Raw genomic sequence first — 19,715 nt, 5'->3', positions numbered from 1 at the left:
TGCCGGGGACGGGAGCCTCAGAGGATCCCGCCGAGAAGGCCGATGCCGGCCAGCGCCACCGCCGCGCCGGCGCCGCGCACATAGCGGGTGCCGTGGGTCTCGCCGAAGCGGCCGACGGCCATGCCGAGGCTAAGGCCGGCGAGGTGGAGGAGGGCGGTCGCGCTCATGAAGCCGAGGCCATAGCCGAGGCCCGAGGCGTCGAGGGGCATCTCGGTGCCGTGGGCGTGGCCGTGGAACACGGCGAAGACGCCCGCCACCGCCATGGCGGCGGCCAGCGGCGCCTTCACCCCGAAGGCCACCACGAGGCCGAGCACCACCACCGACAGGGCGATGGCGACCTCCACGAACGGCAGCCCGATGCCGCCGATCCCCAGCGCGCCGCCCACCGCCATCAGCGCCACGAAGGTCGCCGGCACCGCCCACATGGCCCGCCCGCCGAGCTGGTAGGCGAAGATGCCCACGGTCACCATGGCGAGCAGGTGGTCGAGCCCGCCCATGGGGTGGGCGAAGCCGGCATCGAAGCCGTGCACGGCCCCCACGCCCGTATGGGCGAAGGCCAGTTGCGGCAGGGCCGAGAAGGCGGCGACGGCGAGCGCCGTGCGGACTGTGTGACGCATATCTTTCTCCCCAAGTGAAGGTTTCAGCAGATGCGGGGCAATTGATCGCCGACCAGCATATCGACGATGCGCTCTCCCCCGAAGCGCGTTCGCATGACGACCCGGCCGGGCCGCTCGCCGGTGATCTCGCCGATGATGGCGGCGTCCTGCCCCAAGGGATGGGCGCGCAGGGCGGCCAGCGCGGCCGGCGCTTCGTCCGCCGGCACCACCGCGAGGATCTTGCCCTCGTTGGCGAGGTAGAGCGGATCGAGGCCGAGGATTTCGCAGAAGCCCATCACCTCCGGCCGCATGGGCAGCGACAGCTCGTCGAGCTTCACGCCCACGGCGCTGGCCTCCGCCAGCTCGTTGACCACCGCGGCGATGCCGCCGCGGGTGGCGTCGCGCATCATGCGGATGCCGGGCGCCGCCGCGATCAGCGTGTCGATGAGGCCGTTCAGCGGCGCGCAGTCGCTCTTTATCTCGGTGTCCAGCGCCAGGTCGCCGCGGGCGTTGAGGATGGCGGCGCCGTGGTCGCCGAGCAGGCCGTTCACCAGCACCACGTCGCCGGCCCGCGCCCTGCCGATGCCCACGTCGAGGCCGGCGCGCACCACCCCGATGCCGGTGGTGGTGATGAAGAGCTTGTCGCAGGCGCCGCGCGGCACGACCTTGGTGTCGCCGGTGGCGATGGAAACGCCGGCCGCCCGCGCCGCCTGCGCCATGGAGGCGACCACTGCCCGCAGCGTCTCCACCGACAGACCTTCCTCGATGATGATGGCGCAGGAGAGCGCCACGGGCCTTGCCCCGCCCACGGCGAGGTCGTTCACCGTGCCGCACACGGCCAGCGTGCCGATGTCGCCGCCGGGAAAGAACAGCGGGTCCACCACGAAGCCGTCGGTGGTGAAGGCGAGCCGGTCGCCATGGGCCATCAGCGCCGAAAGGTCGAAGCGCGCCTGGTCCTCGGGCGGGGCGTGGCCGGCGCCGGAGAAGGCGGAGAGGAAGACGTCCTCGATGAGATCGCGCATGGCGCTGCCGCCGCCGCCATGGGCCATGGTGACGGTCTTCTGCGTCAGCGCCCGGCGGCGGGCGGGAGGGGGGCGGAGAAGGGGATGTTCATGCGGCCTCTCCGCGAATACCGCCATACTGGTAGTAGGCGGCGCAAGAGCCTTCCGACGAGACCATGAGGGCGCCGAGCGGCGTCTCCGGCGTGCAGCCCTTGCCGAACTCGGGGCAGGCCCAGGGTTTCACCGCGCCGGTGAGCACCTCGCCGCAGCGGCAGGAGGAGGGGTCGGCCACCTTGATGTCCGGCACCGCGAAGCGCTTCTCCGCGTCGAAGGCGGCATAGGCCGGCTTCAGCCGTACCCCGGACCCGGCGATGGAGCCGAGGCCGCGCCACTCGAAGGTTTCGCGCGGCTCGTACACCTGCGCCACCGCCCCGAGGGCCGCCGGGTTGCCGAAGTCCGGCACCACGCGGGCATACTGGTTCTCGATCCGCGCCGCGCCCTGCTCGATCTGCCGCAGCACCATGAGCAGCGACTGCAACAGGTCAATGGGCTCGAAGCCGGCCACCACCAGCGGCTTGGCGAACTCCTCCGCGATGAAGCGGTAGGGCGCCGTGCCGATCACCATGGACACGTGCCCCGGCCCGATGAAACCGTCGATGCCCAGGTCCGGCTGCTCCAGGAGCGCCCGCAGGGTGGGGATGATGGTGATGTGGTTGCAGAACAGCGAGAAGTTGGTCACCCCCTCCCGCGCCGCGCGCAGCACGGTGAGGGCGGTGGACGGCATCGTCGTCTCGAAGCCGAGGCCGAAGAACACCACCTCGCGCTCCGGATTGCGCTTGGCGAGCGCGAGCGCATCAAGCGGCGAATAGACCATGCGCACGTCCGCCCCCTCGGCCTTGGCCTGGAGCAGGCTCTTGCGCGAGCCCGGCACGCGCATGGCGTCGCCGAAGGTGGCGAAGATCACCTCGTCCCGCTCGGCGATGGCGACGCAGTCGTCCACCCGGCCCATGGGCAGCACGCAGACCGGGCAGCCGGGGCCGTGCACGAACTCCACGAGGTCGGGCAGAAGGCCTTCCAGCCCGTAGCGGAAGATGGCGTGGGTGTGTCCGCCGCACACCTCCATGATGGCGAAGGGCTTGTCCCGTCCCCGCTCCAGGCGGGCGGCGATGGCGCCGATCTCCTTCACCAGAGCCGAGGCGAGGGCGGGATCGCGGAATTCGTCCACATAGCGCATGTCCGGTCTCCTCAGGCCGTCGGGATCGGGTGAAGCTCGACGCTGCCGGTGATGAGCGCCTCCATCTCGGCCGCCGCCTCGCCGATCTCGGTGAGCACCTTGAGGGTTGCGGCGGCCTCCTCTTCGTCGATGCGGCTCATGGCGAAGCCCACATGCACCAGAACCCAGGCGCCGATGAGGTCTTCGAGCGGCGCGCCGGGCGCGGCGACGCACACCACGTCCACCGTGCGGCGCACGCCGGAGACGTCCACCACGCACAGCATGGCGTCCGCATCGGCGACGGCGACGATCTGTCCGGGAATGCCGAGGCACATGGGCTGGCTCCTTCAAACTTCGATGCTGGCGCGATGTAACTCCCTCTCCCCTTGCGGGAGAGGGCTGGGGTGAGGGGTGTTCCCTCCGTTCGTCCCGGCTGTGGTGAAAAGCGACGCATGCTGCTCACCCCTCACCCCCAACCCCTCTCCCGCCCGAACTCGGCTGCTGCCAAGTTCGGTTCGTGGAGGTCGAAGTCGGCAAAAGCCGACTTCGAGGGGAGAGGGGAGCATGGCCGGCACATGGGTCATCATCCCCACCCCCTCAATGCTGGCCGAAGGCGCCGCCGCGGGCGATCCCGTAGCGGTCGAGCTTGGCGCGGAGCCCCACGCGGGAGAGGCCCAGCTCCTCCGCCGCGCGGCTCTTGTTCCAGCGACAGCGCACCAGCGTCTCGGTGAGGATGGTGGCCTCCATGCGCTCGATGCGGTCCTTGAGCGGGCCGCCATCGGGCAAGGCGATGGCCTCGCTGGCGCGGGTCTCCGGCGCGCGGGTCTCGGCGGCGGCGGCGCGCACCAGGTGCGGCGACAGCAGGTCGGCCGAGAGGGTGTCGCGCTCGGCCAGCACCAGCATGCGCGTCACCTCGTTCTGCAGCTCCCGCACGTTGCCCGGCCAGTCATAGGCCTGCATGCAGGCGAGGGCCTCCTCGGTGAAGCCCTTGGCCCGCTTGCCGTGCTGGGACGAGAGCGCATCGAGGATGGAGCGGGCGAGCACGGGGATGTCGGCGCGGCGCTCGCGCAAGGCGGGCAGGGTCAGCACCATGGCGCAGAGGCGGTAATAGAGGTCCTCGCGGAAGCGCCCGCGCCCCACCTCGCCGTAAAGGTCGCGGTGGGTGGCGGCGAGCACGCGCACGTTCACCCGCTTGGATTCGTTGGAGCCCACCGGGCGGATCTCGCCTTCCTGCAGGAAGCGCAGCAGCTTCACCTGGAAGGCCGGCGACACGTCGCCGATCTCGTCGAGGAAGATGGTGCCGCCGTCCGCCTGGTCGAGCAGGCCGATGCGGGTGACGTGGGCGCCGGTGAACGAGCCCTTCTTGTGGCCGAACAGCTCGGATTCCAAGAGCTCGTCCGGGATCGCCCCGCAATTCACCGCGAAGAAGGGGCGGTCGGACCTCAGGCTGGAATAGTGGATGGCGCGGGCCAAGAGTTCCTTGCCGGTGCCAGTCTCGCCATGCACCAGAACCGGCACGTCGAAGGTGGCCACCTGCGCCGCGCGCAGGCACAGGTCGGACAGCGGGCTGCCGGGGGCGCGGATCAGCGTGTCGAAGTGGAAGTTCTGCTTCACCCGCGCCTCGAGCGCGCCGAGGCGGGCCTCGGCGGTGGGGGCGGTGAGCTTCATTTCCAGGTTGAGGCGCTCGTGGTCGCGCTGGAGCTGGAACAGGTGCGCGGCGTTGCGCGCCGCCAGCAGCAGCTGGTCCGGATGCCAGGGCTTGGGGATGAACTGGTAGATGCCGGCCTCGTTGATGGCGCCGATCATGTCCGCCGGCTCGGTGTAGCCGGTGACGATGATGCGCAATATGTCCGGCCAGCGCTCGCGCGCCTCGGTGAGCAGGGCGACGCCGGTGGTCTGCGGCATGCGCTGGTCGCAGAAGATCACCTGGATCCACTCGTTCTCCAGGATGCGTCGCGCCTCGTCCGCGTTGAGGGCGGTGAAGACGTCGAACTCCTCGTCGAGCACGCGGGCGATGACCTCCACCGAGCGCGGCTCGTCGTCCACCACGAGGATGGCGGGACGCCGGTTCATCGCGTCCCTCCCGCCGCCGCGCGTAGGGCAGAGGCCTCGGCCTCGCGGGCGCTCGCCAGCGCATCGAGGCGCGCGGCGCGGGCGGCTTCCAGCCAGTTGATCCAGCGGGCGAGGCCGATCTCGCCGCGGGACGAGGTGGTGAGGATGTCCGCCGTCGGGTTGATGCGGCGGATGTTGGCCTCCAGCGTCGCCATGTCCGCATCCACGTGCGGCGCCAGGTCGGCCTTGGTGATGAGGACGAGGTCGGCACCCTCGAAGATGTCGGGATATTTGAGCGGCTTGTCCTCGCCCTCCGCCACCGAGATCAGGGTGACGCGCTTGGTCTCCCCAAGGTCGAAGGCGGCGGGGCAGACGAGGTTGCCCACGTTCTCGATGAACAGGACGCCGCCGGGGGGAAGCGGCAGCTTCCCGAGCGCGTGGCCCACCATGTGGGCGTCCAGGTGGCAGCCCTTGCCGGTATTGATCTGCACCGCCGGGGTGCCGACCGCGCGGATGCGCGCGGCGTCGTTGTCGGTCTGCTGGTCGCCCTCGATGACGGCGCAGGGCAAGCGGCCGGAAAGCGCCTTCAGGGTCTCCACCAGCAGGGTGGTCTTGCCGGCGCCGGGGCCGGAGAGAAGGTTCAGCGCCAGGATGCCGGCGGCGTCCAGCCGGGCGCGGTTGCGGCCGGCGTAATCGTCGTTCTTGGCGAGGATGGAGGTCTCGATCTCCACCATGCGCGCCTGGCTGAGGCCTGGCGCATGGGCGCGGGCGGGGCCGGCGCCGTAGTCCAGGGTGCCGGCCGCGGCGGCATCGTCGTGCGGGTGGTGATGATGCCCGTGGTCATGATCATGCCCGTGGCTGTGGGTGGCGCCGTCCGCATGGGTGTGCGTGTGCGCCGCGCCATGGGCATGAGAATGCGCGTGCGCATGCGAATGGGCGTGGGCATGCCCGCTCGTGGCTTCGGAAATGGTGGCGCCGTCGCCGCTGCAGCCGCAGACCGTGCACATCACATCACCTCCAGGTCTTTGATCTTCATGTCCGTGCCGCCATTGGGCACGAGGCGCTCCCCGCCGCATTTCGGACAGGGGGCGAGGCGGTGGTCCAGCGGCACGGTCTCGCTGCACTCGAAGCACCAGGCGGTGCCGTCCTCGTCCAGCACCACCAGTTCCGCGCCCTCGGCCAGCGAGCCGCGCATCACCACGTCGAAGCCGAAGCGCAGCGCCTCCACCTCGATGCCGGCGAAGCGGCCGACGGCGAGCCGCACGCGGGTGACGCGGGAGAAGTTCTGCGCCTTCGCCGCCTCTTCCATGGCGGTGAGCAGGCTCTCGCAGACGGCCATCTCATGCATGGGCGAAATCCTCCGCGAAGGCGAGCGAGACGGGTACGCAGGGATTGAGGGCCGAGATGAGCAGCGGCGCAAGGCGGCGCGCGTCCGGGCCGGGTGCCAGAGCGGCGAAGGCGCGGTCCAGGAGGCCGCCGGGGGCGAGGTTCCAGGCGCTGGGGGAGAGGATGCGGTAGGCGGCGACGCGCCCGCCTTCCACCCGCGCCCCGTGGCCGAGCAGCCCCCGCGCGGCCGGGGCGAGGCCCAGGCCAGAGGCAAGGGAGGGGGCAAGGCCGGCAGGCCCGCGCCGGCCGGCCGCAGCGCCGCGAGGCAGTCCACCAGCCGGGCGATCAACCGCACGAACAGGCTCGGCCCTTCCGCCGCGAGAAGGGCGGCGAGGAGCGGGGTGCGGCCGACGCGGCCGAGCGCCGAGGTCTCCCGCAGTTGGGTCTCGCGGAGCACGGAGGCGGCGGCAGGCCTTCCCGTTCCCGAGCGCTCGACCCCCTCTCCCCTTGTGGGAGAGGGCAGGGGTGAGGGGTGGCACAGCCTCGCGGCGCCCGCCGCCCCCTGTCGGGCGGTGCCGACCCCCTCACCCACCGCGCGCCGCGCGGCACCCTCTCCCGCAAGGGGAGAGGTGAGGCCGGCAAGGGCGTCCGCCACATCCTGCTCCGTCAGCTCCGGCAGTCCGGCGCGGCCCTGCGCCGGGTCCACCTCATGGCGGATGCGGGCCAGCAGGCGGGCGGTGCCGGTGGGGGCGGCGTGTAGCCACGCCTCCAGGCCGGCGAGGGAGAAGCCGGACAGATCGCTTCCATCCCCCACCAGCGCCGTGGCGAAGGCGCGATCGCCGTCCGGCCGGGCCAGGAGCCGCAGCGTCTCGCGGTCCGGGCTCGCGCCGAGGGCGGCGGGCCAGGCGTGGAGGATGGCGAGGGCGTGGTCGCGCACGCTCTCCCGCGCCATGGCCGCCGCATCGGACTGAGCCGGCAGGCCCAGCGCCGCGGCGGCGGCATGGCCGTGGGCGGCGCCGCACAAATTGAAGACGAGGGGGGCGAGCCGCCCCGCCTCCTGCGGCGTGCGGCCCACGAGGGCCTGCGCCGGGTCGGGTCCCGTCTCCCGCGTGACGCGCCAGCCCGCCCCGCGCGCATCGGGCGCGAGGGTCAGGCGGCGCAGGGTGACGGGGGCGTGGATCATGCGGCACCATCCGGCTGGGCCGCCAGGACGTTCCCCTGCGCCCCGTCGGCGCGCGGGCCGAGGAACACCGCGCGGCGCGACATCTCCACCGGCGCGGCCGGGTGGGGCGCCGTCGCCGCCGCTGCCGCCGCTTCTTCCGCTGCCGCGAGAGCTGCGGCTTCCGCCTCCGCCCGGCGGCGGATCTCGGCGGAGCGGGTGCCGTCCTCCCGGTTGGCGGGATCGAGCAGCGCCGGCAGCACCGCCTCGGCGGTCTCCACCGCCTGCAGCATGGAGGAGAAGTCGAACATGGGCGAGAACAGGGAGCAGGCCTTGTAGGGGCCCGTCTCCGGCCGGGTGGCGGCGAGGAATTCATAAGCGCCGGACGGGAAGTCGATCAGCTCCTTGTCGCCGGTGCGCAGGCCGGACCAGTCGTCGTCCGCCCCCGGCAGCAGCACCAGGTTCATGAACCACGGCGTCACCAGCACCCCCAGCACCCGGCCCTCGTGGATCCGGAAGCCCAGCGCCTTCACCCCCAGCGTCTCGTTGACGAAGGGCACGCCCTTCATCTTGCCCGAGTGGATCTCGCGGAAGGTGGCCTCGAATACGCCCGGCATGTCCTTGAGCTGGGCTTCGAGATGCGGATCGACGGGGGCGGCGCGGGCCACGGCGGGAAGGTCCGGGGCGCCGCCGTCCAGCACCATGAACTGCTCGCGCGCGCCGTCGCACACCGGGCAGCGCCAGTGGTCGGGCAAGGCGTTGAACGGGGTGCCGGCGGGGACCTGCCACGTCTCGCAGCCCTCGGCGGGGTCGTAGACGTGCCAGCAGATCTTGCATTCCAGGCGCGCGGTGGGGGCAAGCCGCGCCCGGTCGCCCAGATAGGAGCCTTCGAAGAAGGCGTGCAGGTCGGTTGCCATGGCGCTCACCGCATGGCCGCCAGCACCTCGGTGAGGCGCTCGGCGGAATCGGTGATGTCCTCGCGCGCGGCGCAGGCCACCTCGGGCACGTCGGAGACCTCGATGGTGTCGAGGATGAGCATGTCCTGTGAATTGTAGAAGCGCACCCGCCACACGTTCCTGGTGGCGGTGGCGTCGATGCGGCAGTTGCCGTAGCCGCGCGACAGCACGGTGGTCGCCCCCGTGCCCAGCCGCGCGTCGAGCATGGCGAGGTCTTCCGGCGTGTGCGGCAAAAGGGAGAGGTTGATGACGTGGGGCGGGTCCCCCGCCGCGCGGGTGCGGGAGCGGTCCTCGATCTCCACCAGCAAAGCCGGGGCGTTGAAGATGCCGGGGGCGGGCGCGTCGAGCCCGGAAAGGTCGATGCCGGTGGCGGCCCCGAAGGCCCGCACCAGCGCGCCGCGCGGGAAGGCGGCGACCTCGATGCGCTCGGTGCCGGCGCCGCCGCGCAGGCGCCACACCCCGGCGAAGGTGGCTTCCTGGATCTCGATGGCGCGCATGTCGCCGAGGCCGGCGACCATCACCGCCACCTCGCCCTCGCCCATGGCCTCGTCCACCAAAGCGAGGTTGGCGGGGTCGAGGTGGGACAGGGAGATGGGCAGGCAGGCGCCGGGCGTCCACGCCTCCAGCGCCGCGATCACCTCCTCCAGCACCAGGAAGGCGGGGGCGAAGCGGTCCTTGTCCTCCACCTCCGGCAGATGCGCCTCGAAGGTGCGCATGCCCGAGGGCAAGGGAAGATAGGCGAGCCCCTCCTCGTCGGTGCCGGGCTGGCTGCCGGGGCCGAAGCCGGTGGGGGGCTGGGTGGCGAAGGGGCTCGAGGACATGGGGCAGGCCTCAGTGGGTGGCGGCGGAGGGGGTCTTGAGCAGGGCGCCGAGGCGTTCGAGATATTCGTCCCAGTCGCGCATGCGGGCGACGGCGCCCACCGGCGCGCTGGCCCGGACCACCACGATGGCGGGAAGAGCGAGGCTCAGCGCCTCGCGCAGGGCCGCTTCCGCCTTCGGCCCGGCCACGGCGCCGCCGATGACCGCGTCGCCGCCCAGGGCCTTCACCAGCTCGGGCAGCACCACGGCGATGTCCGGGCTCTCCAGGTGCGCCTTGCCGTGGGCGGGCAGGAACAGGAAGTGGTCGCGGGCATCGAGCCGCGCCGCGTCCTCCAGCACCTCCACATAGGGCCAGCCGCGCTCGGCGACGAGGCGGCGCACCAGCGGGTGCAGCTTGGGATCGAGCGCGGGGGCAGGACCGGTGGCGAGATCGGGGGCGGCGGCCTCGGGCATCAGGCTTCCTTTCGGCCGGCGGCGAAGGCCGCGGCGAGATGGGGCGGCAAGGTGGGCTCGCGATTGGCGAGGTCGGCGAAGGCGCGGTCGACGAGGCCGGCATCGGCCTGCCCCGCCATGATGGCGGCGATCCCGGCCAAGGCCTCGGTGACGAGGCGGGCCTCCTGCGCATCCATGCGGCGGCGGGCGGTGCCCTGGAACACCAGCACGTGGTCGCCGGGCACGGCATCGGGCACCAGAGCGAGGTCCACCCGCTCGGCGCGGCCGTCGGCGGTGCACAGGGCGAAGGTGCCGTCCACCTCATCGACGCGCATGGGAAGGCCGAGGCACATGGCTCAGCTCCGCGCCGCGGCGAGCACGCGCGGGTCGCCGATGCGGCAGGCCGCCTCGGCGCTGGGGCGCTCGGTCTCGTAGGCGTCGCGGGCGACGGCGGGGGTGACGAGGGTGCCCTCCCCGGCGCGCGGGGCGGGAACGATGCCGAACTCGGCCGCGAGGATGTCGAGCACCTTGCGCGCGGCGGCGGGCACCTGCGCGGCAATGGTGGCGGTGAGGCCGCCGCCGTAATCGTCCAGCAATTGCGGCTGCACGCCCACCAGCACGATGCGGGCGGGAGTCTTCCCGCGCAGCGCGAGGAGGCCGAGGATCTCCTGGAAGCCGGTCTGGTGCAGGCTCACCTTGCGGGCGGCGAGCACGGCGGGCACCTCGGCATCGGCGAGGATGTGCAGGGTGCCGGGGACGAGGCCGTAATCCACCGCATCGACGATGATGACGCCGTCGGCCTCTTCCAAATAGGGCAGGAGGTAGAGGCCCTGGGTGCCGCCGTCGAGCAACGTGACGGTGTCCGCGAAGGCGTGCGAGGCGTCGAGCGTCTCCAGCACGCGGACGCCGAAGCCCTCGTCGGCCCACAGGATGTTGCCGATGCCGAGCACCAGGATGCGCGGCTGATCGGGCGCAGCTTTCCGTTCGTCGTCCATGCGACGCGTCCCTCCTCGAACACGGCCTCCCGCGACGGTCTGCCGCCGTCTGATTTCGAGTTCCTCCAATTCAAGGAGCGTGCCAGCAGGGTGCAGAGCCGGCCAAAGTGTTGATTCGGATCGTGGCCGCTGCATACCTCGAACGTGGCGGGATGGCGTCGAATGAAAGGAGTGTGTCCTTTTCATCCAGAATTTGGAATCTGAATTTCCGCTTTCCGGATGATGGAAGGCATTTCCAACCGTTTCACCCCGGCTTCGCGCACACCCGCCATGCGGGTTTCGGAGGGGCGGCGGCCTCGCCCGCGGCTCTTCCGGGGACGTCCCGCCGGGCTCGCATACCGCCTGCGTGACGCGGAAGCGGGGAGGGTGGCCCAAGGAAAAAGGGCGCGGCCGGCGCCGCGCCCTTTCCTGTCGTCCGTCCGAGGGAAACCCCGTGCCCGGCCTGACGGCGGAAGGGGGAGCCCCTCCCGCGCCGCTCTCACGCCGGATCGTCGTCGCGGAAGGTTCGGTAGCCGTTGGTCATGGCGGAGACCATGGACTGCCGGGACATGATGTCCTCCCGGATCACCGAATAGACGTGGATGATCACGAACAGGATGATCACCCACATGCCGAGATGATGCAGCGTGTGCACCTGCATGGAGCCGCCCAGAAGCGGGATGACCCAGCCGAACAGCTTGTCCTGCCACGATCCCAGGCCCGTGCCCTCCGAATAGAGGGCGAAGCCGGTGACGATCATGAATGCCAGACCCAGCACCATCACGAAGAACATGAAGACCTGGGCCAGCGGATTGTGACCCATGAACTTCAGCGGCCGTGGCTTGAGGAAGGCGTACCACTTGATCTCGATGAAGAAGCCGCGCCAGAAGCTCTTCCGCCAGAAGGGGAAGGTGAACAGCTCGCGCGAATAGGTATTGCCGAAGAAGGCCCAGATGATCCGCCCCAGGAACCCCACGGCGAGGATGTAGCCGGCCGAGAAGTGGATGAAACGGATGGTGCCCATCAGATAATGGGCGCTCGGCTCGCCCGAGAGCGTCGGTAAAGGCGAGCCGATGAGATAGCCGGTGACGCACAGCACCACGATGGAGAGGGCGTTCACCCAGTGCCAGAGGCGCACCGGCGCCTCGTAGATGTAGAAGGTGGTCAGCTTCCTGCCGCCACTGGTCGCCGTCACCGGGGCGGCGGGCACCGCCGGGGGGGCGGCGCCGGAGAGAGAGGTGTCGGTCATGGCATTCCTCCCTCAGCGCACGGTGACGCGGGCGAGTTCCTCGCCCTCGGGGGACATCACATGGGTGGAGCAGGCCAGGCACGGGTCGAACGAGTGCAGCGTGCGCAGGATCTCCACCGGCTCCTCGGGGCGCTGCATGGGCGTGTTCATGAGGGAGGCCTCGAACGCGCCGATATTGCCCTTGGGATCGCGCGGCCCGCCGTTCCAGGTGGTGGGCACCACGCACTGGTAGTTCTCGATCCGCCCGTCCTTGATCTTGATCCAGTGGCCGAGGCCGCCGCGCGGCGCCGCCACGGTGCCGACGCCCTTGGCCTCCTTCGGCCAGGTGGCGGGATCCCACTTCTCCATGTTGGCGGTGGAGGTGTCGCCGGCCTTGATGTTGGCGATGAGGTGGTCGAAGTCGTCCAGCATCATCTTGGCGCAGTAGTGCGCCTCCAGCGCCCGGGCCAGCGTGCGGCCGATGGTGGAGGGCAGCGCCTGCTTGGGGGTCAAATTGGTGCCGGCGAGGGTGTTGAACTGGCCCAGCGCCTCGTCCACCTGCCCCTTCACGAAGTCGACGCCCTGGGCGTAGGCGAGGATGTAGCGGGCCAGCGGGCCCACCTCCACCGCATTGCCCTTCCAGCGCGGCGCCTTGATCCAGGAATACTTGGCGTTCTCGTCCACCGCCTCGATGTTGGTGCGGGTACCCTTGGCGTTGGGGCCGAGCACGTACTGGGGATCGGTGATGCCGTCCCACGGGTGCAGGCCCTTGTCCTTGTCCGCGTCGCCATAGGTGTACCAGGAGTGCGCCACGAACTCCTGCACCTGCGCCGGGTCGCGCGGGTCGATGGGATGCACCTCGTTCCAGTTGCCGTTGAGGATGACGCCGCCGGGCAGGCGGTCGGTCTTCTTCTGGCCCTGGATGGCTTCGTAGTCGCCATAGTCCATGACGTTCTGGCCGGAGAGGCCGCCGCCATAGAGCCAGCCCTTGTAGAAGGAGGCGATGGCGATCACGTCCGGCACATAGACGTTCTGCGAGAACTCGAAGGCTTCCTGGAGCTTCAGCTTCACGAAGTTCAGCCGCTCCATGTTGAGCGGGGCGCCGGCGGCCATGTCGCCGTTCATGTTGATGGCGCAGGGCACGCCGCCCACGAGATAGTTCGGATGCGGGTTCTTGCCGCCGAAGATGGTGTGGACCTTCACGATCTCGCGCTGGAAATCGAGGGCTTCCAGATAGTGCGTCACCGCCAAGAGGTCGGCTTCCGGCGGCAGCAGATAGGCCGGGTTGTCCCAATAGCCGTTCTTGAAGATGCCGAGCTGGCCGCTCTCCACGAACTTCTTCAGCCGGTTCTGCACGTCGCGGAAATAGCCCGGCGAGGACTTGGAGTGGGACGAGATGGACTGCTGCAGCACCGAAGTCGCCTTCGGGTCCGCCTTCAGGGCGTTGACCGGGTTCACCCAGTCCAGCGCGTGCAGGTGGTAGAAGTGGACGACGTGATCGTGCCACTGCAGCACCTTGGCCATGATCTCGCGGATCAGGAAGGCGTTGTTGGGGATCTTGATCTGGAGGGCATCCTCCACCGCGCGCACCGAGGTCAGCGCATGGCAGCCGGTGCACACGCCGCAGATGCGCTCCACGAAGGCCCAGGCGTCGCGCGGGTCGCGGCCCTTGAGGATCACTTCCAGCCCGCGCCACATGGTGCCGGTGGAGACCGCGTTGCGGATGATGTTGTTGGCATCCACATTCACCTCGCAGCGCATGTGGCCTTCGATGCGCGTCACCGGATCGACGACGATGCGCTTGCCTGATGTGTCGAGGGAAAAGCCGTTCGGCGTCTGGATGGTCACTTCTCGCCTCCCTCGGTGGTGGTCGCGCCCTTGGTCGCACCGTCCGTGTTCTTGTGCTGGGCGCGCTTCAGCGCGCTGATGGCGGCATGGGCCGCGACGCCCGCGCCCACCGCGCCGGCGGCAATCAGGCCCACCTGGTCGGCGTTGGCTTCGATGCCGAAGCCGGAGCCCTTCAGGTCAGCGAGGCGCGCATACCACGAGCCCTTGTCCCAGAAGCCGTCTTCCGAGCAGCCGATGCAGCCGTGGCCGGCCTGGATGGGGAAGGAGACGCCATCGTTCCAGCGCACGGTGGAGCAGGCGTTGTAGGTGGTGGGGCCCTTGCAGCCCACCTTGTAGAGGCAATAGCCCTTGCGCGCGCCCTCGTCGTCGAAGCTCTCCACATACTGGCCGGCATCGAAGTGCGGCCGGCGATAGCATTTGTCGTGGATGCGCTGGGAATAGAACATCAGCGGCCGGCCCTGCCGGTCGAGGGCGGGGAGCTGGTCGAAGGTGAGCATGTAGGTGATGACGCCGGTCATCACCTCGGCGATGGGCGGGCAGCCCGGCACCTTGATGATGGGCTTGTCGAAGATCACCTCGTGCACGGGCGTCGCGCGGGTGGGGTTGGGGCGCGCGGCCTGCACGCAGCCATAGGAGGCGCAGGAGCCCCAGGAGATGATGGCCTTGGCGTCCTTCGCCACCTTCTTCAGCTGGTCCACGAATGGCTTGCCGCCGATGATGCAGTACATGCCATCCTCGTTCAGGGGTGGATTGCCCTCCACCGCGAGGATGTAGTTGCCCTTGTACTTGGTCATCACCTCGTCGAGGATCGCTTCCGCCTGGTGGCCGGCGGAGGCCATGAGCGTGTCGTCATAATCCAGCGAGATCATGGACAGCACGACATCCTTGGCCAAGGGATGCGCCGAGCGGATGAAGCTCTCCGAGCAGCAGGTGCATTCCAGCCCGTGCAGCCACAGCACCGGGGTGCGCGGCTTGGTCTCCATGGCATAGGCGATCTTTGGCGCGAACTCGGGCCCGAGGCCGAGGGCCGCCGCCGTGAGCGAGCAGTATTTCAGGAACGAACGGCGGGTGATGCCCTGCCGCCGCATGACCTCATAGAACGTCTCGAGGGCCATAAAGGCGTCCCCCTCTTGGTTGACCTTTGGGCTGACCTTGTCCTCCCCGCCGGCGTCGAGGCCGGGGGATTGGAACCGTTTCAGCAAGGCGTGTGCCAGAGAGGGAGTGTGTGGGATTTCAGGGGGTTGGGTGTTGGGGCGGGGCGGAAGGGGTGGATGGGGGGTGAGCGGTTTCAGGGGTGGGGTGGAAAGGGGGTTGCCGGGGCAAGCGGGATGCGAGCATATTTAGGGCAGAAGCCGTCAGTGACAGAATCCTGAATCGTGGTGGTGATAATGTCCCTCAAACGTGACCTTTTGGCGAAGGGATATCTGCCGGAAAATCTGCCGCCGATATTTAGTTCTGTTAAGCTTGGCGATTTTCTTTCGACACGATCTGATTATCAGACACACAAGAAAATTGCTACGCGGCCCGCTACGCATAATTCCTCAAAACGGGGCATGACGCGCAGGCAATTCTCCGTGGCGCACCCTGTAATGGCTCACGATTCAGCAAAAATTATCGACGATAGATCTAGTGAGTTGAATCAATTTTTTCTAAAGTCAAACTTTAGCTTATCAAGGCCCATCTACGATGAAAAATCTGACAGGGCCGTAAATATATCGACTCATTCCGAGCTCGAAAAAGTAATATCTGAAAAACTAAGTGTGTACAGATTTATTGCTAAAACTGATATATCGAGATTCTACCATTCAATTTATACGCATTCTATACCTTGGGCGTTGCATGGGCGTCTTGCGGCGAAGGAGGATAGGAGTTTTGATTCAAATTTAATCTGGGGAAACAAGATTGATCAAATAATTCGGCAGGGGCAAGACGGCCAGACAATAGGGATTCCTGTGGGTCCCGACGCTTCGCGTTACTTCGCAGAGATTGTAGCAACTGCGATTGATGCGGACTTTGAAGAAAGATTCGTGGGAAAAAATATTGGCATAGTTAGGCATGTCGATGACGTGTGGATTGGAGCGAATAGTCATGGAGACGCAGAGCAGGCGCTCTGGAAATATAGGGAGTCTATCAGACATTTTGAGCTAGATATAAATGAATCAAAAACGAAAATTTACGATGCAGATTTTTCATTTGCGGATTATTGGCCGCTCGAAATATCTAACCTGATTTCGCTTGCCGTGGATGGGCCGCCGAGGAGATCTGAGGATCGGCTTCGGTCTGCCCTTGAGTTTGCCTTTTCTTTGGCCGTTAAAAACAATGACGATGGCATTCTAAAATATACAATCCGACAAATCGATAATTCCGGCATTAAGACATCTTATTGGAATGTTTTTGAGCCTTTTTTGAAGCGCGTGACTGCTCATTTTGGTCATGCTGTAGACTATGTTATGAGAGTTATAATTTGGAGACAATACGTTAAAGGTGACGTTGATATAAACGTATGGAGTGGACTTATTAAGGAATTGATCACAAAGCACGGACGACTAGGAAATGACAGTGAAGTATGTTGGCTTATATTTGCTTCCCTGCGGCTAAATATTGATTTAAAAGAAATAGAAACGAGTGTGATAGCTAACAATTGCGCAAGTCTTTCGATATTGTCCACTCTCGTTGCTGCGGAGTTGGGCATGATGAGGAAGTCGATATTCGATGATGTCATTCCAGTTTGTGGTTCGGATGGCGGGTATGGACCATATTGGCCCGTAATAATGGAATGGAAAACGAGAGATTGGCCTAGAAAGAATAAATTTCCTTGTAAAAACGAGTTGATGAAGGATATACAGAATGATAAAATCAGTTTAATATTAACTGACGCAAAAATACATGTGTTTGATGACGTTGATGAGGGCGATTTCTCGGCTATAACGAGAGCTATCGAGCCTCGTATAAGTATATATGACAACGATGGCGAAGGTGATGAGGATGAGGAAGAGTTCTTATTTTAGGGGGCGCCTCGGTGATGTTTTGATCGCTTGCTCTTGATCGAACTCCGCAGCCACCCCCTTGCATCCCTCCCCCGCCCCTGCCATATAGCGCGTGGGAGGTTGGCGGTGGACGAGCCACTCGCCAACCGGGTCAGGTCCGGAAGGAAGCAGCCCCAACGAGCCCGACTCGGGTCTTCGTCCAGCCTCCCACCTCATTTGCGTTCAGAACCGGTCCCGCCCGCCGCGCCGCCTTCGGCCCGGCGTGAGGCGTGGCGTGAGTCGGCGCGGCTTCTCCCTGCCGCCCAACCGCCGCCCCCTCTGCCCCCCCATCCGCACCCGCCCTGGCGTCATGCGCGCAAATCCGTGCATTGCACGTCACGCGGCGGGCGCGGCGTGTTTGGGAAGGCCGGGCCGTCGGGGAGGACGTCGCGAAGGGCTTGCGCCATGTGGGGCATCGTGAGGGCGCCTGCAGGTCAACCGCTCTGCGGCCCATGCGAGCGAGGAGAGCCGCCGGCATGCGCTCGCCGCCTACGCCCGGCCGGCGCGATATGGCCGGCAAGTGGGAATATGAGGACGGCTTCCGCCGCTATGTCTGCGTGCGGCTGAACGACATGGACATCGTCACCAGCCCGGAATAGCCCGCCTGAAAGCGCCGCGCTCCCGTCGCAATCCCGTACCGATCGGCGCATAGACACGCAGTGCCTGTTCCAAGGAGGCTGCCATGTGGGTCGTCGTCGTCATCGTGCTGAGTGCCCTCGTCAATCCGGAAACGTCCGTCAACCGCGAAAACAGCTATCCCACCGAGGACGCCTGCAAGGCCGCCATCGCCCGGAACATTCCGGCGCGGCTCGATGCCAAGAACAAGGAGGCCTTCGCCCAGGGCTCGCGGCGCTATGTCTGCATGCATGTGCCGGCCGCCGAGGCGCCCAAGGCGGCGCCCGCCGCCACCCCGGCGGCCCCCGCCACCACCAAGCCGCCGCTGCCCGAGGTGCCGAAGGCCAAGTAAGAGCCAAGTCGCCAAGGCCAGATTGCGAGGCCAGGTCGCGAGGCCAGGTCGGGCGTTCGCGACGGGGCTCGACCGCCGCGCAGGCGCGGCCGCGTCATCAACAGGCGTGGCCGGCCCGTCCCGCCAATTCGTCCCCCGCGCCTCGACGCGCGCGCTCGCGATGCTATGTATGGGGGAGGGACGCATCCCCTCACCCCAAGGCTGACCCCAAGGCGGCTTCATGAGCGACGACACGCGCGCGCACCCCGACGACGACGGGCCGGGGCTCGACCTCGGCGGACCGCCGCCGGTGCCGGCCGCGGCGCCCGTCGTCGCGGCCCCGGCTCCGGCCGCCTATCGCGTGCTGGCCCGAAAATACCGGCCGCAGAATTTCACCGACCTCATCGGCCAGGAGGCCATGGTCCGCACCCTGCGGAACGCCTTCTCCTCCGGGCGCATCGCGCAGGCCTACATCCTCACCGGCGTGCGCGGGGTGGGCAAGACCACCACCGCCCGCATCCTCGCCCGCGCGCTCAACTACGAGCCCCAGGAAAACACATCGCCCGGCGGCCCGAGCCTCGACCTGGCGGTGATGGGCAAGCAGTGCCGCGACATCATCGAATCGCGCCATGTGGACGTGATGGAGATGGACGCGGCGTCCAACACCTCCATCAACGACATCCGCGAGATCATCGAGAGCGCCCGCTACCGGCCGGTGATGGCGCGCTACAAGGTCTACATCATCGACGAAGTGCACATGCTCTCCACGGCGGCCTTCAACGGCCTGCTCAAGACGCTGGAGGAGCCGCCGGAGCATGTGAAATTCATCTTCGCCACCACCGAGATCCGCAAGGTTCCGGTCACCGTGCTCTCCCGCTGCCAGCGCTTCGACCTGCGCCGGGTGGAGGCGGGGGTGCTCGCCGCCCATCTCGCCGGCATCTGCGCCAAGGAGGGCGTGACCATCGAGCCGGAGGCCCTCTCCATCGTGGCGCGGGCGGCGGAAGGCTCGGTGCGCGATTCGCTCTCGCTGCTCGACCAGGCCATCGCCCATGGCGGCGGCACCGTCTCGGCGGAAGAGGTGCGGCGCCTGCTCGGCCTCGCCGACAAGGGCCGGGTCATCGATTTGTTCGAGGCGCTGATGAAGGGCGAGATGGCCCGCGCCCTGGCCCAGTTCCGCGACCAGTATGATGCGGGTGCCGACCCGGCGGTGATCCTCACCGACCTCGCCGAATTCACCCACCTCGTCACCCGGCTCAAGATCGTGCCCGACGCCGCCGAGGATGCGGCCCTGGTGGAGGCCGAGCGCGTGCGCGGACTCCAGATGGCGCAGCGCCTGTCCATGCGGGTGCTGGCGCGGGCCTGGCAGATGCTCACCAAGGGCATCGGCGAGGTGCAGCAGGCGCCAAAGCCCGCCCAGGCGGCGGAGATGGCGCTGGTGCGCCTCGCCTACGCCGCCGACCTGCCCACCCCCGACGAGGCGCTGCGCCGGCTGAAGGACCAGCCGGCCGCCGATGCGCCGGCTTCGTCCGCCGCCCCCTCTCCGGCCCCGTCCCCCGCGCCCTCGGGCGGCGGCGGGGGCGCGCGCCTGTCGCTGGCGCCCCGGGCCGTGGCCGAGCCGCGCCCCGCCGCGCGGCCGGCGCCCGTGGTCCTGGCGGAGGCGGGGCCGCGCCTCGCCAGCCTCGCCGACGTGGCGCAGTTCGTCTCCACCAAGCGCGACCTCGCCCTGAAGCACGCCATCGAGACCTCGCTGCGGCCGGTGCACGTGGAGGACGGCCGCATCGAGGTGGCCCTCCTTCCGGGCGCGCCGGCGAGCGTGATCCAGGACCTCTCCCGCAAGCTCTCCGAATGGACCGGCCGGCGCTGGCTGGTCTCCCTCTCCGCGCAGCCGGGCGGCCCCACCCTGGCGGAGGAGAACGAGGCGGTGCGCGCCGAGCGGGAGGAGGGCATCAAGGCCCACCCGCTGGTGGCCGCCGTGCTCGCCCGCTTCCCCGGCGCCGAGGTGGTGGACGTGCGCACCCGCGCCGAGGCTCCCCTCCACGAGGAGGTGCTCGCCCCCTCCGAGGAGGACCTGCTCTCCGGTCCGGGGCTGGACGACGAGCTGGAATACTGATTCGCCACCACGCAGCACGGAGGTTGAAG

The 19,715-nt window shown here is 68.0% G+C and carries 21 protein-coding genes and 1 other RNA gene; 6 read left to right on the top strand and 16 right to left on the bottom strand.

All coding sequences use genetic code 11. From position 1 onward, the window contains the following. Positions 1–17 precede the first annotated feature (17 nt). The 8 genes from EZH22_RS05620 to EZH22_RS32800 form a co-directional block, all read right to left on the bottom strand. Entirely contained in the window at positions 18–617 is a 600-nt protein-coding gene (locus EZH22_RS05620; protein ID WP_203194764.1) for a HupE/UreJ family protein, read from the bottom strand. A 23-nt stretch (positions 618–640) separates the two neighbouring features. Next, complete coding sequence (gene hypE / locus EZH22_RS05615; protein WP_231711312.1) at positions 641–1,645, bottom strand: hydrogenase expression/formation protein HypE; 1,005 nt, start codon at positions 1,643–1,645, stop codon at positions 641–643. A 61-nt stretch (positions 1,646–1,706) separates the two neighbouring features. Next, on the bottom strand, positions 1,707–2,831 hold the full coding sequence (gene hypD, locus EZH22_RS05610; RefSeq protein WP_203194762.1) for a hydrogenase formation protein HypD: 1,125 nt from the start codon (positions 2,829–2,831) through the stop codon (positions 1,707–1,709). 11 nt (positions 2,832–2,842) lie between these two features. Next, the gene (locus tag EZH22_RS05605) at positions 2,843–3,145 is read right to left on the bottom strand and encodes a HypC/HybG/HupF family hydrogenase formation chaperone (RefSeq protein WP_203194761.1); all 303 of its coding nucleotides are present in this window, start codon (positions 3,143–3,145) and stop codon (positions 2,843–2,845) included. A gap of 262 nt (positions 3,146–3,407) precedes the next feature. Next, the gene (locus EZH22_RS05600) at positions 3,408–4,883 is read right to left on the bottom strand and encodes a sigma-54-dependent transcriptional regulator (RefSeq protein WP_203194760.1); all 1,476 of its coding nucleotides are present in this window, start codon (positions 4,881–4,883) and stop codon (positions 3,408–3,410) included. Further along, positions 4,880–5,869, bottom strand: a complete 990-nt coding sequence (gene hypB, locus EZH22_RS05595; RefSeq protein ID WP_203194759.1) for a hydrogenase nickel incorporation protein HypB — start codon at positions 5,867–5,869, stop codon at positions 4,880–4,882. The genes EZH22_RS05600 and hypB overlap by 4 nt, the downstream gene beginning before the upstream one ends. Beyond that, on the bottom strand, positions 5,869–6,210 hold the full coding sequence (gene hypA, locus EZH22_RS05590; RefSeq protein WP_203194758.1) for a hydrogenase maturation nickel metallochaperone HypA: 342 nt from the start codon (positions 6,208–6,210) through the stop codon (positions 5,869–5,871). The genes hypB and hypA overlap by 1 nt, the downstream gene beginning before the upstream one ends. After that, positions 6,203–6,727 (bottom strand): nickel-dependent hydrogenase large subunit, encoded by a 525-nt coding sequence (locus tag EZH22_RS32800; RefSeq protein ID WP_203194757.1) that lies wholly within the window; start codon positions 6,725–6,727, stop codon positions 6,203–6,205. The genes hypA and EZH22_RS32800 overlap by 8 nt, the downstream gene beginning before the upstream one ends. Between EZH22_RS32800 and EZH22_RS32795 the strand changes: the two genes are divergently transcribed. Beyond that, positions 6,721–6,948, top strand: coding sequence for a hypothetical protein (locus tag EZH22_RS32795; protein WP_203194756.1), 228 nt, complete (start codon positions 6,721–6,723; stop codon positions 6,946–6,948). The two genes, EZH22_RS32800 and EZH22_RS32795, sit on opposite strands and share 7 nt — an antisense overlap. Before the next feature lie 419 nt (positions 6,949–7,367). Here the strand turns inward: EZH22_RS32795 and EZH22_RS05575 are convergent, their stop codons facing one another. The 8 genes from EZH22_RS05575 to EZH22_RS05540 form a co-directional block, all read right to left on the bottom strand. Further along, positions 7,368–8,264 (bottom strand): [NiFe]-hydrogenase assembly chaperone HybE, encoded by an 897-nt coding sequence (locus EZH22_RS05575; RefSeq protein ID WP_203194755.1) that lies wholly within the window; start codon positions 8,262–8,264, stop codon positions 7,368–7,370. A 5-nt stretch (positions 8,265–8,269) separates the two neighbouring features. Continuing rightward, positions 8,270–9,124 carry a hydrogenase expression/formation protein gene (locus tag EZH22_RS05570; RefSeq protein WP_203194754.1) on the bottom strand — a complete coding sequence of 285 codons (855 nt, stop codon included), beginning with the start codon at positions 9,122–9,124 and terminating at the stop codon, positions 8,270–8,272. A 10-nt stretch (positions 9,125–9,134) separates the two neighbouring features. Then, entirely contained in the window at positions 9,135–9,575 is a 441-nt protein-coding gene (locus EZH22_RS05565) for a thioredoxin domain-containing protein (RefSeq protein ID WP_203194753.1), read from the bottom strand. Continuing rightward, positions 9,575–9,907, bottom strand: coding sequence for a HypC/HybG/HupF family hydrogenase formation chaperone (locus EZH22_RS05560; RefSeq protein WP_203194752.1), 333 nt, complete (start codon positions 9,905–9,907; stop codon positions 9,575–9,577). The genes EZH22_RS05565 and EZH22_RS05560 overlap by 1 nt, the downstream gene beginning before the upstream one ends. Positions 9,908–9,910: 3 nt before the next feature. Then, positions 9,911–10,549, bottom strand: coding sequence for a HyaD/HybD family hydrogenase maturation endopeptidase (locus EZH22_RS05555; RefSeq protein ID WP_203194751.1), 639 nt, complete (start codon positions 10,547–10,549; stop codon positions 9,911–9,913). Between the two features lie 478 nt (positions 10,550–11,027). Next, entirely contained in the window at positions 11,028–11,777 is a 750-nt protein-coding gene (gene cybH, locus EZH22_RS05550; RefSeq protein ID WP_203194750.1) for a Ni/Fe-hydrogenase, b-type cytochrome subunit, read from the bottom strand. A 12-nt stretch (positions 11,778–11,789) separates the two neighbouring features. Next, positions 11,790–13,604, bottom strand: a complete 1,815-nt coding sequence (locus tag EZH22_RS05545) for a nickel-dependent hydrogenase large subunit (protein WP_203194749.1) — start codon at positions 13,602–13,604, stop codon at positions 11,790–11,792. Beyond that, the gene (locus EZH22_RS05540; RefSeq protein WP_203194748.1) at positions 13,601–14,719 is read right to left on the bottom strand and encodes a hydrogenase small subunit; all 1,119 of its coding nucleotides are present in this window, start codon (positions 14,717–14,719) and stop codon (positions 13,601–13,603) included. The genes EZH22_RS05545 and EZH22_RS05540 overlap by 4 nt, the downstream gene beginning before the upstream one ends. Before the next feature lie 273 nt (positions 14,720–14,992). Here EZH22_RS05540 and EZH22_RS05535 point away from each other — a divergent pair, with 273 nt between their 5' ends. From EZH22_RS05535 to EZH22_RS05520, 5 genes are all read left to right on the top strand, one after another. Then, positions 14,993–16,612, top strand: a complete 1,620-nt coding sequence (locus tag EZH22_RS05535) for an RNA-directed DNA polymerase (protein WP_210352035.1) — start codon at positions 14,993–14,995, stop codon at positions 16,610–16,612. A 93-nt stretch (positions 16,613–16,705) separates the two neighbouring features. After that, positions 16,706–16,803, top strand: an RNA gene (gene ffs, locus EZH22_RS05530) — signal recognition particle sRNA small type. 303 nt (positions 16,804–17,106) lie between these two features. Then, positions 17,107–17,229 (top strand): hypothetical protein, encoded by a 123-nt coding sequence (locus tag EZH22_RS32345; RefSeq protein WP_269902907.1) that lies wholly within the window; start codon positions 17,107–17,109, stop codon positions 17,227–17,229. Between the two features lie 83 nt (positions 17,230–17,312). Further along, complete coding sequence (locus EZH22_RS05525; RefSeq protein WP_203194746.1) at positions 17,313–17,597, top strand: hypothetical protein; 285 nt, start codon at positions 17,313–17,315, stop codon at positions 17,595–17,597. A gap of 220 nt (positions 17,598–17,817) precedes the next feature. Next, positions 17,818–19,686 (top strand): DNA polymerase III subunit gamma/tau, encoded by a 1,869-nt coding sequence (locus EZH22_RS05520; RefSeq protein ID WP_203194745.1) that lies wholly within the window; start codon positions 17,818–17,820, stop codon positions 19,684–19,686. Positions 19,687–19,715: the final 29 nt, after the last annotated feature.

The organism is Xanthobacter dioxanivorans, from assembly GCF_016807805.1.
GTDB classification, from domain to species: domain Bacteria; phylum Pseudomonadota; class Alphaproteobacteria; order Rhizobiales; family Xanthobacteraceae; genus Xanthobacter; species Xanthobacter dioxanivorans.
Note: the sequence above shows the minus strand (reverse complement) of the source record. Positions and strands in the feature narration are given on the sequence as shown.